16 protein-coding genes are annotated in these 15,126 nt (G+C 48.7%); all 16 read right to left on the reverse strand.

The genetic code is table 11. The features are described from left to right. Position 1: 1 nt before the first annotated feature. Genes nadA through nuoI form a run of 16 tightly spaced genes read right to left on the reverse strand, consistent with a single transcriptional unit; the run spans position 2 to position 15,122 of the window. Positions 2–985 carry a quinolinate synthase NadA gene (gene nadA, locus K6J72_RS01345; RefSeq protein WP_221279968.1) on the reverse strand — a complete coding sequence of 328 codons (984 nt, stop codon included), beginning with the start codon at positions 983–985 and terminating at the stop codon, positions 2–4. Continuing rightward, complete coding sequence (locus K6J72_RS01350; protein WP_260320617.1) at positions 978–1,772, reverse strand: phosphatidylserine decarboxylase; 795 nt, start codon at positions 1,770–1,772, stop codon at positions 978–980. The genes nadA and K6J72_RS01350 overlap by 8 nt, the downstream gene beginning before the upstream one ends. Then, entirely contained in the window at positions 1,772–2,293 is a 522-nt protein-coding gene (locus K6J72_RS01355; protein ID WP_221279970.1) for a helix-turn-helix domain-containing protein, read from the reverse strand. The genes K6J72_RS01350 and K6J72_RS01355 overlap by 1 nt, the downstream gene beginning before the upstream one ends. Further along, on the reverse strand, positions 2,277–2,417 hold the full coding sequence (locus K6J72_RS08200) for a hypothetical protein (protein ID WP_260320618.1): 141 nt from the start codon (positions 2,415–2,417) through the stop codon (positions 2,277–2,279). The genes K6J72_RS01355 and K6J72_RS08200 overlap by 17 nt, the downstream gene beginning before the upstream one ends. Then, entirely contained in the window at positions 2,387–2,866 is a 480-nt protein-coding gene (locus K6J72_RS01360) for a hypothetical protein (RefSeq protein WP_260320619.1), read from the reverse strand. The genes K6J72_RS08200 and K6J72_RS01360 overlap by 31 nt, the downstream gene beginning before the upstream one ends. A gap of 11 nt (positions 2,867–2,877) precedes the next feature. After that, entirely contained in the window at positions 2,878–3,048 is a 171-nt protein-coding gene (locus K6J72_RS01365) for a hypothetical protein (protein ID WP_221279971.1), read from the reverse strand. 8 nt (positions 3,049–3,056) lie between these two features. Next, positions 3,057–3,677 (reverse strand): UbiA family prenyltransferase, encoded by a 621-nt coding sequence (locus tag K6J72_RS01370; protein WP_221279973.1) that lies wholly within the window; start codon positions 3,675–3,677, stop codon positions 3,057–3,059. Between the two features lie 37 nt (positions 3,678–3,714). After that, positions 3,715–4,971, reverse strand: a complete 1,257-nt coding sequence (locus K6J72_RS01375; RefSeq protein ID WP_221279975.1) for a ComEC/Rec2 family competence protein — start codon at positions 4,969–4,971, stop codon at positions 3,715–3,717. Then, positions 4,955–6,469 carry a replicative DNA helicase gene (dnaB, locus tag K6J72_RS01380; protein WP_221279977.1) on the reverse strand — a complete coding sequence of 505 codons (1,515 nt, stop codon included), beginning with the start codon at positions 6,467–6,469 and terminating at the stop codon, positions 4,955–4,957. The genes K6J72_RS01375 and dnaB overlap by 17 nt, the downstream gene beginning before the upstream one ends. Before the next feature lie 15 nt (positions 6,470–6,484). Next, positions 6,485–8,833, reverse strand: a complete 2,349-nt coding sequence (locus tag K6J72_RS01385) for a DUF7494 domain-containing protein (RefSeq protein WP_260320620.1) — start codon at positions 8,831–8,833, stop codon at positions 6,485–6,487. Then, complete coding sequence (locus K6J72_RS01390; protein ID WP_221279981.1) at positions 8,833–10,287, reverse strand: NADH-quinone oxidoreductase subunit N; 1,455 nt, start codon at positions 10,285–10,287, stop codon at positions 8,833–8,835. Before K6J72_RS01390 ends, K6J72_RS01385 begins: the two co-directional genes overlap by 1 nt. Positions 10,288–10,296: 9 nt before the next feature. Next, positions 10,297–11,799, reverse strand: coding sequence for a complex I subunit 4 family protein (locus tag K6J72_RS01395; protein WP_221279982.1), 1,503 nt, complete (start codon positions 11,797–11,799; stop codon positions 10,297–10,299). A gap of 1 nt (position 11,800) precedes the next feature. Further along, entirely contained in the window at positions 11,801–13,645 is a 1,845-nt protein-coding gene (nuoL, locus tag K6J72_RS01400; RefSeq protein WP_221281019.1) for an NADH-quinone oxidoreductase subunit L, read from the reverse strand. Between the two features lie 13 nt (positions 13,646–13,658). Continuing rightward, on the reverse strand, positions 13,659–13,961 hold the full coding sequence (gene nuoK / locus K6J72_RS01405; RefSeq protein WP_221279984.1) for an NADH-quinone oxidoreductase subunit NuoK: 303 nt from the start codon (positions 13,959–13,961) through the stop codon (positions 13,659–13,661). Beyond that, a complete protein-coding gene (locus K6J72_RS01410; RefSeq protein WP_221279986.1) occupies positions 13,961–14,473 on the reverse strand; it encodes an NADH-quinone oxidoreductase subunit J in 513 nt (170 codons plus the stop codon). The genes nuoK and K6J72_RS01410 overlap by 1 nt, the downstream gene beginning before the upstream one ends. Next, entirely contained in the window at positions 14,466–15,122 is a 657-nt protein-coding gene (gene nuoI / locus K6J72_RS01415; RefSeq protein ID WP_221279988.1) for an NADH-quinone oxidoreductase subunit NuoI, read from the reverse strand. The genes K6J72_RS01410 and nuoI overlap by 8 nt, the downstream gene beginning before the upstream one ends. Between the last annotated feature and the right edge of the window lie 4 nt (positions 15,123–15,126).

Below are 15,126 nucleotides of genomic sequence, written 5' to 3' on the forward strand. Positions count from 1 at the left end.
ATTAGGACAACTCCATCATTTTATCTAGGGCAACCTTCGCCCACTTGGCCACTTCGGGTTCAACGCTAATCTTGTTGTAGGGGCTGTGGTTTTTATAGGCTTTCAGCACGCCAAATAAGTCCTCCAGGGTGGTTTCGTTCATGGTCGGGCATTCGGGCACACTGCTGGAGAGCACAAAGGTGTTTTTGGGGCGCAGCCGTTTGACTAAATTGATCTCTGTGCCGACCGCCACTTTCTGTTCTAAGGGCAAGTTTTGCACGAATTGAATGATTTGGCTTGTAGAGCCCACAAAGTCGGCCAACTCCACCACCTCTGGGGCGCACTCAGGGTGCACAGCGATTAAAATATTTGGGTATTTTTGGCGGAAAAATTCTACATCGCTAGGCTTAAAAAGTTGGTGCACGGCGCAAAAGCCGTTGTAACAAATGACCGCAGCCTCTTTAATGGTGTCTGGGCTATCTAACTCTAAAGTAGCGCTTTTTAGCCCGTGCATGCGGGCTAAGTTCACCCCCAAACAGCGATCGGGCAAGAAAAAGATTTTTTGCTTGCTTTGCAAGGCGTGCTTGAAAATCTTAAAGGCGTTGGCACTCGTGCAAACAAAGCCCCCCGCCTTGCCCACCTTCGCCTTGATGCGCGCGCTGGAGTTGATGTAGGTGATGGGGAGGACATGATCAATGCCTAAGCTTTGTAAGGTTTCTAGGCTTTTGTCAAAGTCCGCCCCCTCTAGCATTTTTGCCATAGAGCAACACGCCAGCTTAGGCATGATGACTTCCTTTTGGGGGGCTAGGATTTTCAAACTCTCCCCCATAAAGCCCACCCCGCAAAAGACCACTAAATTTTTAGGGCTCGCACTTGCTTTTTTAGCCAGCTCTAAGCTATCGCCCGTGATGTCGGCAAGCGCGACTATGCTGTCTTTTTGGTAAAAATGCGCCACTAAAAGAGCGTCTAGGTCTGTTAAAAGTTGCTTGATTTGTGCGCTACGCATGCAGCACTCCTATGGGCGTGGAGAAAAGCACCTTTTGCCCCACACTCGTGTTCAACGCCACATTTGGCACAAAGAGTACAATGGTAGAGCCCATTTCAAAACGCCCTAATTCCTCACCTTTTTGTAAGGCGATGGGAGGGTCGTAGGTGTAAATTTTGGGCTTGGACCGAATTTGGGCGTTGGTGCGTATGAGCGGATCAAAATTTAGCACAATCTGTCCCACATTCAGGGCCCCCACCGCCACGAAGTATAAAACCTGCCCCTGCAAGTTTTTAGCCACCACCACCACCCGCTCGTTGCGGATGAAAAGCTTTTGGTGCTTTTTTAAGGCAGGGGTGTTTACGGGCAAGAGTTCCCCGCAAAAGTGGCGCACCTCGATCACTTCCAGATCACAAGAGGCGTGGAAGCGGTGGTAATCTTTGGGTGATAGGTAGAAGTTAAAGTAGCTGTAGTTGTCTAATTTCTCCCCTTTGCCTAGGAGCTCATTGACCCGATAGCTCATGCCCTTGATTTGCAGGGCTAGGTTGTGCTCTATAGCTCCACAAGCGGTGATGATGCCATCGCAAGGAGCGATGAGAGTGGCGGGGTTTGGGTCAATCGGGCGGGGGTTACTAGGGCTCTTGTGAAGAGGGCGTTTAGGGTGGGGTAGTTTTAAGGGGGCAAAGCCGTTTAAATCAATCTTAAAAAGGCGTACATAGACAAAGTTTATCAACCTTTGCACGGGGGGGATGAAGGCACACCTTGCGAACTTGCCAAAGAGTTTTGAGAGGGTGTTGCTCTGTGCCACTATTGCAAATCCGCTAATTTTAAGACAAACTCAATTTGCCCCTTGCTAATCCTCAACTCTTTGGCGATGGAGTCGATGCTGTGCCCCTCTTGAAAGAGCTGTATCACGCGTTTTTCGTCTATGTCATCACTGCCCGGGGTGAAATGCCCCAACTCTTTAAATTTATTCTCTAAAACGATGATTTTTTCCTCCAAATAGTCCCTGTCTTTGTGCATGGTGTCTTGGATTTCTTGCAAGTGGGTGTAAAGGTTGGTTAGGTTGGTGTTGAGGTTGGTGTTGACCTCGTTTTTAACATTGGCACTGATGTTAGACGCGTTGAACTCGGCTTGCATTTCGTTTTCTTGAATCCACTTGCGGATTTTGTAGATCTCTTGGTTGATGGTGTCTAGGGCTTTTTCAAGTTGCTTGGTTTTGCTCGCAAACTCTTTGTCTTTTAGGTGGCTGTAGGCGACCAAACACACAAACACCAATACAATAGCCCCCCCCACAATCCACAGCACTTCGTTAAAACTCAAGTCCATGCATAGCCTTTCTGTCATTTAAACTTTCTAATTCGCTTTGGGCAATGTGGCTGTCCCAATCCTTGATGTCGCCCGCGTGCATGCGCTCCACACTCAGAAGCGTGGGCGCAAAGGCTTTCGCCACAAAGCCCAGCCTTTTATAGGGGGTTTTGGGTAGTTTAGTGCGCATGTAATACAGCTCCCCCTCAACAAACTCCCCCTCACGCCTAAAATCCCATGCCCTAAAACGCCGATCACCCCCGTCCCCTCTAGGTGCACATACACCCTGTTTTGCTCGTGCAAATACTGCTCAATGTGGTTGAGCTTTTGGTAAATGTCGCTCAGGGCTTTAAAAATGATGTCCTCGCGATCCTTGCCGTAAAAGACCTCCCAGGGGGCACTAAAACCTCCCTCACCCTGCCCTAGTTGTAAATACTCGTGTTCGTGTTCGGGCTTCAAGAGGGCAAACTCTAGGGGCAAAGCCACCGCCACAAGGCGGGTGTAAAAGCCCTTTGCCGTGCAAACCTGCTTAATGCCCCTAAATCCAAGCCAAGCCTCTATCCACGATGATAAAGCCCAAAAACACCACCCCAAATACCCATTTGTTACAAAAACGCTTTGGGAATGTTCTTAAAGTCTTTCAACACCAACCACTGCTCGTAAACTAAAATCATAAGACACGCTCCCACGCCCAGCCACGCCACAGCCCCTAAGTGTGCGCTTTTCGCAAAAAGAGCCCAAAACAGCACGGCTAAAGCGTGGCACGCCCTAGACACCCACAGAGTTACCCCTCGCCAAAGATTGCCGGCACAGAGTAAAGCCCCTCTTTTCTGTCAAACTCCATGTCTTGCAAGGAATAGAGCAAGTCAAAGCCCGCCACCCAAAACGCCACCCCAAATGCCAGCCACAAACTCCAAAGGGGGATCGCGCCAAGCACCGCCACCACGCCCGCAATGGGCGCAAGCCCCAAGCACACGCCTAGTACCAAGTGCGCCAAATAGCTAAAGCGTTTCATGTAAGAATACCCGGCTAAAATCGCCAAAGGGCCAAGAGAGTTTAAAAGCGAGGGCATTGATGGCATAGCTGACACCCACAAAGCCCAGCGCATTCGCCACACAGAACACCTGCAGAGTTGTGAGCGAAATGCGCCCATCCACGCTTGGGCGACTTTTGGTGCGCTCGTTTTCATGTCAAATTTGCGGTCTGCCAAGCGGTTAAAGCCCATCGCAAAATTGCGCGCAAAAAGCAGAGCCAACGCCGAGAGCAACAAGGTTTGCACGCCCTGCAGCAAGCCCAAATGCGTCTGCAAGCCCGCCACCACAAGGGCGATTAAAATAAACATGCCCGAAAATATGGTGTGCTCAATCGCCACCAGATACCCTAAAAGCTTGAGTTTTTCTACCATCGAAGACCTCTTTAAAAGCCTCTATTTTAACATAAAATTACAAAATCAACAGATAGCCAAGCAGCCCCACCCCCACCACGCCCACGCCCACCCACGCCCAAAGAAAGCGCACAGCTAAAAGCGACAAACCCACATAGGCGCATAAAAACCAAGGGGGGGTGGAAAAACTCTTTAAATGCAGGGGCAGGTGCACTAGGGGGAGCAAGTAGGGGTCTAGTAGTCCGCCTAAATGTAGGGTGTGCAAGCCAAGCACTAGAGGGAAAAACACCACAAAGACAAAAGAGAGTAAAATGCCACTCAGTTGTGTCGCCCCAAAGGGGGTAAAGAAAAAATGCACTAGCGGCAACATTAAAGTGAAAATGCCGGCATTAAAAAGCAGGGCGTAGAGCCACGCAGGCATTTTAGGCATGTGTTTAATGAATAAAAAGATATAAAACACCCCGCCCACAGACAACCAAAACCCGGCCGAGCGCACCAAATTAGCGGACATGGCAAGACACAAGAGCGCGCTTAATCCCAAGAGCCAAAAGCTTAGTAGCTCCAACCCTCCATAGACCAACACAAAGCCCCCAAGAGCCATGACATATGCCCTTAAAAAAGCGGGCTGAAAATGGAGCAGAATCAAATACCCCAAGAGGGCCACCAACACCACCGCCATTAAGTCAAAGTAGCGGTTTCTGTAGGGGAAGTAGCGTTGTTGCAAGAATCGATAAGGGGGACTTAGTAGGTGAAAGAAAAAGGCGCTCAGCAGACCCAAATGAAACCCACTGATGGCAATTAAAGGGCTCACCCCAAAGCCGATGAGCACTTGCCTTAAGCGTTGGTCCAAAGGGTCGGCTAAAAATAAAGTGCGGTAGAAGTTTGCCATAAGCGGGCTTGTGTGCTGTGCATTGATGAAGCTCCGCCACGGGGTTGTGGGGTCGCTCTTTGGGCTGATGGATAGCTTAAAGGTGTAAAAATAACAAGATTTTAGAAATTGCCAAAACGAGCAACGCCCCATTTTGCCCCATGCCCGTACGAAGTGGTGGGTCAAGTCCTTGATGTCCTCTTTGCTTATGATGTAAAAGCTGTTGTTGTGTGTGTCTTTGAGTTTCAACACAAAATGGCCGTTTTTGGGGTATTGCAACAACACCTGGGCGTGCAATTCCAGGGGCTTCTTGCCCAAAAAGGCCTTGTATTCGTGGTGTTTTAGGGCAAACGAAAGGGCACACAAGGCGAGCAAAAAGGCGAGAACAACCGCCTTTTCTTGCGGGCTTTGCAGGAGGGGGATGGGGTGGTTAGAAGGGGCAATCATCGCCCCCTCCGCCCACAAGGGGATTTGGCATGCTAAAGTTGCTTGGCACGCTATCGCCCATGTTGATCGCTGTGGGTGTGTGATCGCCTTGTATCTCTTCGCCCTCTTTGGGGATGTCGCTAAAGCGGGTGTAAATTTTATCAAAATACACTTTCACCGTGCCGATCCCCCCATTGCGGTTCTTGGCCAAAATGATTTCGGCTTGTTCTTTGTCGTGGCGCAAGCTGTCTTGCAATTCATTAAATTTTTTCTCTAAATTCTTGGCCTCCTCCTCCTTGCCCTCTTTACGCAGTTTGGCCACGCGGTCGTTGTGTTCTCTGTGCTTATACACCGCATCGCGGTAGAGAAACAGCACCTGATCGGCATCCTGTTCGATCGATCCACTCTCTTTAAGGTCGGATAAAATCGGGCGTTTGTCCTCTCTGCTCTCTAGGGAGCGGTTGAGTTGTGATAAAGCGATGATGGGGATGTTTAACTCCCTAGCCAAAGTCTTCAACCCTCGGCTGATTTTAGTGATTTGCTCGTGGCGTGAGTCCTCCCCCTCGCCCTCCATGAGTTGCAAATAGTCAATGATTGCCAAAGCGATTTCGGGGTGTTCGTGTTTGAGTTTACGCAATTTGGAGCGGGCTTGGCGGATATTAAGAAGCCCTGCATCGTCTATGTAAAGGGGTTTGTCGTAGATTTGTTGTGTGTGTTTGGTGAGCCTCTCCCACTCGTCCTCGCCCAAATTGCCTATTTTGATGTTGTGTAGGTGTAAATTCGTGTAACAAGAGAGCATGCGCATCATGAGTTGCTCTGCCCCCATTTCCACGCTAAAAATCGCCACGCCCTGGTTGTGGTTTAAAGTGGTTTTGGCAAAGTTTAACACTAAGCTGGTTTTGCCCATGCTCGGGCGCGCCCCGATGATGATGAGATCACCGGGCAAAAACCCCCCTGTAAGCTCGTTGAGCTTTAAAAACCCTGTGTCCAGCCCGATTAACCTCTCGTTGCCCCGAGCCTTTGCATCTGCAATCATTTTCAGGGTGTCTTTCAATACCTTTTGCATGTCCTTAAAGCCCGTTTGGACATTGTCTAAAGAGATCTGGTAGACACTGCGCTCAATGCTATCTAGGATGTCGGCGGTGGGGCGGTCTTGTTGGCACAGCTCACGGATTTGCAAGGCTAGGCGCATTAGATGGCGTTTGGTTGAAGCCTCTTTAATGGTGCGGATAAAACTTGCTAAATCCGCCAGGGGGTTTGTCTGCATCACCAAAGCCAAAGCATCTAAGACTTGTGGGTTGCCCTGTGCCTTTTTTTCTAAAAACATGGCACTGATGGGCTTTTGCTCGGCGTGCAGCTGTCTGCAATACTCAAAGAGTTTTTCGTGGGCAGGGCTAGAAAAATCCTCGCCCTTAAGCTGGCTAGAGAAGTCCTCAAATTGTCGGCTGTCTAACAGGGCAGAGAGCACCGCCCTCTCCATTAAAATCAAACTATCGTCTATGGGTGAAGTGTCTAGCATGGGTTGTTGATCGACCTATTTAAATAATTCTAGGGCTTGTTGGCATAAATCCTTCCATGGGGAAGAATCCTTGATAGCCACACAAGTTTGGAAGGTTTTCTTCGCCCCTCCTTTGTCGCCTTTTTGGCGCAGGAGTGTTGCCTTGTTGTAAAGGGCCCGTTGGCGCTCTTTGGGGGCAATTTGTAGGGCAAGTAAGGCATCGCTTTGTTTTAGGGCCTCCTCAATTTTACCCTCACGACTTAGGGCACTGATGAGCTCATTTTGGGCGTAGGGGGTGTAGCTGTTGTTCTCATAGTGCTTTTGCAGAGCAATCAAGTTTTTAGCGTAGAGCTCTAAAGTGGTGGGGTTGTTCTTGCCCCGTTGCTCACTTTGCAAGAGTAAGGCGTAAACCTCGATCATGCGCTCATCTTCTTTAAACTCTTTTTGGAGTTGGTTATAAACTTTAAAGGCCTCTTGCGGGTTATTGGTTTTCATATAGTCTAAAAACACGGTGAAGGCAATGTCGTAATAAGTGGATTCTTTGGAAAGAGAGGCTAAAGCCAAAGCGTCTTTAGCCGCCAGCAGTGAGTTGGCAAAGTCGTTTAATGCGTAAAGATTGCGCCCTTGTCTGTAAAGCCAAGGTAACTTGTTCATGGGCTTGTCTTTTAAGGCTGAGGTAGAGAATATGCCCGCCTTATTGTAAAGGGCGCTGTCATACAAACAATCAAAGGCTTCAACTTGTTCTTCATCGTCAAAGGCGTGGGGATCGATCTTTTCCATGCGGACTAAATAGGTGTTAAAGCTCTTGCAATCGGCTTCCTTGAGTGCTAAGTGTCCTTGTTGCAATAAGGCTTCTCGCATGGCGGGGGAATTGTGTGGGAGGTTGAGTTCCAAAACTTGCGCATAATAGTGGCGATCTAAGAGCAATTCGGCTTTATATTCTAGGGCTTTTTGGTACTCTTTGGAGGTCTTGGGATAATCTTTTAACACTTGGTTGTAGCGGTTTAGCTTTTCTCTATAATCTCCGTGCATGGCAAACAAGACTTGTTCGTCCCTAGACTTCACTAAGGTGATGTGGATCATATTTGTGTAATTGTCCAAATACTCTAAATTGGCGAAGTGGGCTTCATTAGGTTGGTTGTTTTTGGCATAGAGCAAGCCCAGCTCAAAGGCGGCTTTTTCTTGGATGGTTTTGTCGTTGTCTTGGTGGGAGAGCAAGGTCGCGATCTTGATCGCAGGGTCAAAGAAGGAATGTGTTTTTAGGGCAACGAGCAATTCGTAGGATTTGACAGGATGTTGCATGAAGTACTCCGGGTTGCCATAAATGATTTTGTTCAAGATCAATGTAGCGTTCTTGCCCCCACCGTTGAGGTCAAACAGCCCCCAGTTGAAGGCGATTTGACTCGCACTCTCAATGTCCTTAGCTGTGCTGTAGGCTTTTTGAAACAGCGTGGATGCCCCAGAGCGATCCCCGCCATTGGCGGCTTGCTCGGCTAGGTGCATTTGGGCTAAAGAGGCGTAGCGGTTGTTGGGGTATTCATCCATGATGCGGTTATACTTCTCTGTGGCTTGGGCAGTGTAGTTGATTTGGCTGTAGGTGTTGCCGAGCATGTAGAGCACATAGGGCACTTGTGGGTCTGAGGGATAGAATTTGAGCCACTGGGAGGCGACTTGGATCGTGAGTTCCTGTCTTTTTTTGAGTTTGCTCAAAGCGATAATCTCGTAAAAATACAAGTCTTTTTTAAAAATGGTGCGGGGGTAGAGCCTAAAAATACGCGCAATAGCCTCTAGAGCCTCCAAATAGTAGCCATTTTTAATGAGCTGTTTCAAGCCCAAATATTCCTCTAAGTCTTGCCCCTTAGTGTAGGTCAAAGGCTTGTTGTCCACATCTAGCTCTTGGATGATGGGCGTTTGCGCCCCCTCTATGAGGATGGGGAAGTTCAACCCCTCATTGCTGGGCGCATTGTAGTCTTTGGGAGTGAGGAAGGGAATCTTGTGATGAAAACCCACGACTTGCCAGACTTTAGAGTTTTTGAGTTTGAGTTTTTGGATGGGGATGCTTTGTTTATAATCATAGGGGAGTGCAAACAAGGCCTCTTGAAATTTGGGCTTGATGTGCAGATGAAAAATAAAATTCTTGATTTCATAGGACACCTCAAAGAAGTCTGTTTTAAAGGGCATGAAACCCACTTTCGGAGTGGAGTCGATTGTGCAGATGATCTCTTCGGCGGGGTAAGTTTTGTAGACACAGGCAAAGGGTTTTTCGTCTGTGAGTGTTAGGGTTGAGAAGTCCACTTCTTTCTCCCTCCCCTTTGTAACGCTTAAATCAAGGCCGTTTAAAAAGGGCAAAGAGGCAAAGAATAGAACAAATAGGCGCAACAACATTAAGCTTGGTTAGAGTTTAAATAAATGCGCAACACAAAAACAGAGAACACGCACAAAAACGCCACCGCCGTGCTGACGGCATAAAGGGGGGGCGTGGCATTCGTGGCGCTGGGGGGGTTGGCGCTTGGGGTTTTAAAGAACATCGCCACAAGCAGGCGCAAGTAATACACCGCGCTCACGGCGCTGTTTAACACCATCACGATGGGCAAAAACACCTGGTGTTGGCTAATCACCTGCTCTAACACCATCACCTTGCCCCAAAACATGGAAAAAGGCGGAATACCGGCAAGAGAGCATAAGAAAATTGCGCTTAGCATGGCCAAAAGGGGTTTGGTTTGGACGAGCCCATTGAAGCGCTCATAAGGGTAGGCGTAGCTGTTTTGCTGTGCGTCTTGTTGGTTTGCAACCATCCATAAAATTGCAAACGCCCCAATGTTGGTGATCAAAAATAAAAGCCAATAGCTAAACAACGCCCCTGCGCCATCCACCACGCATGCCAAAGCAAAACCCGTGTGTGAAATCGAGCTGTAGGCCATCATGCGCTTGACATCTTTTTGCAAGAGCGCCATCGCATTGGGGATCGTGATCGTGAGCGCAATTAAAGCCGTGTAAAGGTTGTCGATGACAAAGGACTCGGTGTTTAAGAAGGCGTAAAGCACCCGCAAGAGCACCACCAACCCCGCCATTTTAGGCACAATGGAGATGAAGCCGGCCAAAACGGGATTGTTGCCCTCGTAAATGTCTGGCATCCAAGTGTGGAAGGGCACCAGCGACACCTTAAAACCAAGCGCCCCTAGCATGCACGCTAGGGCAATGAAAAACAAGGGCAACGCTCTAGGCTCGTGGTGGAAAAACACACTCCTCAAACCATCGCCCACGCTGCTCAAGTCCAAATGCCCCGTGAGTAGGTAGAGCAAAGCCACGCCTAGCACAAAGAACACCCCCGCTAAAACGCTCAAGCTGAAGTATTTGATCGCCGCCTCTATGCCGGTACTTTTGTAACTTAGCGCCATCAGCACGCACATGACTAAAGACGCGCTCTCCAAACCGAGCAGGATTAAAAGCAAATGGTCGGTAGACACCATGAGGGTGAACCCCCCAACCATGAAAAGATACAAGGGGTAAAACTCGGGAGTCTCAAACTCGCTAAACTTCTCTTTGCTTAACGCTAGGAGCAATAAGAGCAAACTTGCTAGGGCGATGAAAAGCTGCCCGCTCAAAGACGCGCCATCGGTCAAAAAGTCGCCCGCCCCATCTGTGGAGGGGTTGTAAAAGGCAATCCACAGCACGCTAAAGGCAAGGATCAACCCGGCGATCGCCACGCTCAAAGACTTAGAAAAGCCCTTGCCGACATTTAAAAGCAATAAGAAAACCCCGCCCCCCACGCTCATAAACAGGGGCATTAACACTTGCAAGTCTAACTCGGGCATGAGAGATGAGATCAAGGGATTCATTGTTCTTCCTTAGGCATTGATGCGCCCCTGTAGGCTTTCTAAGAGCACTTGCACGCTTTGTTCAATGGGCGACAAAAGCGGTTTAGGATAAATCCCCAAGAACAACACCGCCGCCACCAAAAGAGCCAACACACTTTTTTCGCTACAAGTTAAGGGGTTTAGGGCTTTGGCTTTTTTGATGGCGTATAACTCTGAAGGCTCTGCGCCAAAAAAGACCTTTTTATACAACACCAGCATATAAATGGCGGATAAAATAATGGTCGTCCCCGCTAAAAACGCCATAAACGGAGAGCTTTTAAAAAAGCCCAGCAGGCTTAAAAACTCGCCCACAAAACCGCTTGTAAGGGGCATGCCTACATTCGCCAAGAGCAACACCATAAAAAACGCTGCGTAAGTTGGCATCAAATGCGCCACGCCCTTAAAGGCGACAATCTTACTAGAGTTGCAGCGATCAAACAACACCCCCACTAAAATAAATAGCCCAGCACTCACCAGCCCGTGCGAAAACATCGTAAAGACCGCCCCACCCACGCCCTCTACATTGAACGCATACAGTCCCAACACCGCCACGCCCATGTGCGACATGGAGCTGTAAGCGATCAATCTTTTCATCTCCTTTTGTGCGCAAGCTAGAAGCCCGCCATAAAGCACCATTAAAAGGGCTAAAACGCTTAAAGGCAAAAAGTAATGCAAGATCACATTAGGGAATAAGGGCAGCAAGAAACGCACCATGGCGTAAGTCCCCATTTTTAAAAGCAGGGCGGAGAGCACCGCTGAGCCAATGACGGGGGCGTTGCCATAGGCGTGGGGCAGCCAGTTGTGGAGGGGAAAAATGGGGATTTTCACGGCAATGCCCACAAAGAAGGCGATGAACACCCACAAACGCACTTGGGGGGGCAAAACCACGCTGTTGAAGGTCTCTAAATCAAAGTTAAAGGGGGTTTCAAGCGCAAGGCTGCATGCATGGGCATAGTATAAAATCGCTAAGAGCATGAAAAGTGAAGCCAAAAAGGTGTAAAGGAAGAATTTAAGCCCTGAATAGACTTTTGGCCCCACACCATAACGCCCAATCATGTAAAGCACGGGCAAGAGCGACACCTCCCAAAAAACATAAAAGAAAATGAGATTTAAGGAAGTGAAAACCCCCATTAAAATCCCCTCTAAGAGCAAGATACAAATGAGCATGTCTTTAATGTGCTTGCTGACATACAAGGCGAGCAGGAATAAAATAAAGGCGGTTAAAACGAGTAGGGTTAAAGAAATCCCATCCACGCCTACATGGTAGTTGATCCCCGCTTGTTTGACAAGGTCGGCAAACTCTTCAAATTGCATCACCCCTGTATCCTTGTCAAACAACACCCAGAGCCCCACAACAAGGGCGAGCTCAATGGCGCTTACCAAGACTCCATAGGGTTTGGCGTGCTTTTCGCTAAGCCCAAATAGGGGCAGGCACGCTACAAGCGGAAAAAAGATCAACACGCTCAAAAAGTGGTGGGGCAAAAGTGCATCCATATTAACTCCAAAAACTTAGCATTGTTACAAAGATAATCACCACGACCCCAAAAGTCATTAAACGCAATGCCGAGCTCAAATTGCCGCTTTGCAAAGGGGTTAACATTTGCCCGAGTAGAGTGGGGATTTTAGCGATGGTGTCTACAAAGACATCGAGCATCCGCACTTCAATTTTGCGCCACACCCAAAAAGCAAACTTTAAAAACACCCGAGAGAGTGTACCATATAGGGTGGGGATATAGTATTGATTCAACAACAAGCGGTAGAAAAACCCACCCTCTTTGTTGCCAAAGCCTTTTTTATATTTTTGCACGGCATAGGCAATGGAAAGCAAAACCCCGATTGTGGTAAGAGCTAATAAAAGCAATTTAGGCACAGAGTACTCTGCAAAAGAAGGCACGCTAATCGCTTTGGATACAAAATGGAAAAATCCATGCTCAAAAAAGCCTGCCACTACGGCCAAAATGGCTAGGGGCAGCATCGCCCACAGCATAAAGCTAGAGGCCTCGTGGGGGTGATCGATGCTGTGCACTTTGGGGGCAAAGAAAACCAACATCAAAAGTCTAAAACTATAAAACGCTGTAAAGAGTGCGCCTATGAGTAAAGCTAAAAACAGCCCATGGTGTCCTGTGGCAAAGGCGACTTCTAGGATTTTATCCTTAGAGAAAAAGCCCGCAAAGGGATAGAGCCCACACAAGGCTAAAGACGCTAGCCCCATCAAAATGGCGGTGGTTTTGAGCGGTTTAAGTAGCCCGCCCATTTTGCTAATGTCTAACTCATCGTGCATGGCGTGCATGACATTGCCCGCCCCTAAGAAGAGTAAAGCCTTAAAAAAGGCGTGGGTGAAAAGGTGGAAAAGGGCGATCCAATAAGCCCCAAGCCCTGCGCCCACGAACATATAACCTAGCTGTGAAAGGGTGGAGTACGCCACAACGCGTTTTAGGTCTTTATTGACTAAGGCCATGCTTGCCCCAAACAACGCCACAAACGCCCCTAAGCACGCAATGGCATAGCCAAGACCGGGCAATGCGCTATAGAGTGGGTGCGCTCGAATCACCAAATACACCCCGGCCGTAACCATTGTGGCGGCGTGGATCAAAGCGGATACGGGCGTGGGCCCCTCCATCGCGTTGGCCAGCCATGTATGCAGGGGGAATTGTGCGCTCTTGCCCACTGCCCCCACAAAGAGCAAGAGCCCGATGCAAAAGAGAAGATGAGAGTCAGCGTTGGCAATGTTGGCAAAGACTACAGAGTATTGCACTGAGCCAAAAGTCCAATACACCAGTAAAATCCCCATGAGCATGCCTAAATCCGCAATGCGGTTCATCACAAAGGCTTCAATGGAGGCATTGTTGGCACTCTCTTTGTGATACCAAAAGCCAATGAGCAGGTAAGAGCAAAGCCCCACGCCCTCCCAGCCCACAAACAGCCCTAAGAAATTGTCGCTAAGGACTAAGACAAGCATAGAAAAGACAAAGCCAGAGAGATAGCTAAAGTAGCGGTTATAGCCCTTGTCATGGAGCATGTAGCCAATGGAATAGACATGCACCAAAAAGGACACGAGCGTTACCACCACAATCATGACGGCACTGATCGAATCGAGTCCAAAGGAGAACTTGACACTAAAGCCCCCAAGTGCCATCCAATCAAAGAGCACCGCTTGCACGCTTTGGTTGTGCAAACTTAAATTTAAGAGATACAAAGCCCCTAGAAAAGACAACCCGAGTAGGCTAGAATTGACGATGCCCACTTGCAAACTTTTTTGGCAGGTGCCAAAAAGCCCGGCATAAAGTGCCCCCAACAAGGGCAAGAGCAAAACCGCCGCTAACACCACAGACGCATACATGCCAGCCTCCATGCTAGCCCTTCATGCGCACTAGAGTGTCGATGTCTAGGCTTTTGTGTTTTCTGTGCCACAAAATCACAAGCCCTAACCCTATGGCCACCTCCGCCGCTGCTACGGCGATCATAAATAAGGCGAACACCTGCCCGTCAATGTTTTTTAAAGAGTGGGCGATCGCCACAAAGGCGACATTGATGGCATTGAGCATGATTTCTGTAGAGAAAAAAAGCATTAAAATGTTCTTGCGCCGCAGAATGCCAAACAGCCCCACGCTAAAGAGCAGAGCCGCAAAGACCAAGTAATGGGCCAGAGTAAGCATCAATTCTCCTTCTTAAATGCGCTCGCCATCGCCCCGACTAAGGCGACCAAGAGCATGAACGCCCCCACTTCAAAGGCGACTAAGTATTTTGTAAACAACACAAAGCCGATCAACTTTGTGTTGGAAGTGTCTAAATCGGGGTTTAAACTCTCTTGCAAGTTGTGGGCGTAATGGGCGATGAAAGGCGCGCCAAGCAAGGCGACCAAGACCACTGCTAAAGCAATGGCTAAGAGGGCGGGGACTTTAGGGGCATGTGCCCTCTCTTGTACCTCTTGTGAGGCATTCAAAAACATCATGCCAAAGGCGTACATGACCACCACTGCCCCCACATAGACCAAAATTTGCACCACGCCCAAAAACTCGGCATCTAAGAGAAAGAAAAAGGCGGACACAAAGACCATCGCCGCGGCTAGAGAGGTCATGGCATACAAAATGTTCGTGGTCGTAACCACCACGAACGCCATGCCTAAAGTCAAGGCGGCGAAGAAATAAAAGGCAAGGGTTTCAAGCATGGTCTTTGCCCCCCTCTTTGTTTTCTGCCCCCTCTTTCGCCTCTTTGGCTTCTTTAGGCTCTTCTTTCTCTTCTTTAGTGGCGTAATCTAGGGGGGTTTGGGCTAAGCGCGTGTTTGCATCCACACTAGGCGCACCAAAGCCCATAAACTCTTGATGGCTGTGGTCTTTTGCGCTTTGTATGTCTGTGAGAAACTCTGCTTTGCCCCCAAATTGGGAGCGTTGCACACTGCTGTTTTCAAAGCGTTGCCCCATCACAATGGCAAGCTCGGGGCACACCTCAGCACACAGCCCGCAATAAATGCACCGCCCTAAGTTAATGGTGTAGCTGTCTATGTATTTGCGCTCATCCTCGGCCTTGTGCGTGATGATCCTAATGCAATTACTCGTGCAAATCTTTTCACACAGCCCACAGCCGATACAGCGTTCATTGCCCGACTCTAGCAACCTTTGCAAGTGGTGCACGGCTCTATATCTAGGGCTTAAGGGCAACACCTCCATCGGGTAGTGTATGGTAACTTCTTTGCTAAAAAACTCTTTAATGGTCAGCCCTAAGCCCTTAAAAAGCTCTAAACCAAAGCTCGTTTTGAGTGTGTCTAAGAGTTTGGGGCTAGGCTTTTTAGGGTCGAGCCATTTATACTTTTGTCCCACAACA

Origin of the sequence: Helicobacter sp. NHP19-003 (assembly GCF_019703305.1) — a bacterium.
In the GTDB taxonomy this organism is placed as follows: domain Bacteria; phylum Campylobacterota; class Campylobacteria; order Campylobacterales; family Helicobacteraceae; genus Helicobacter; species Helicobacter gastrocanis.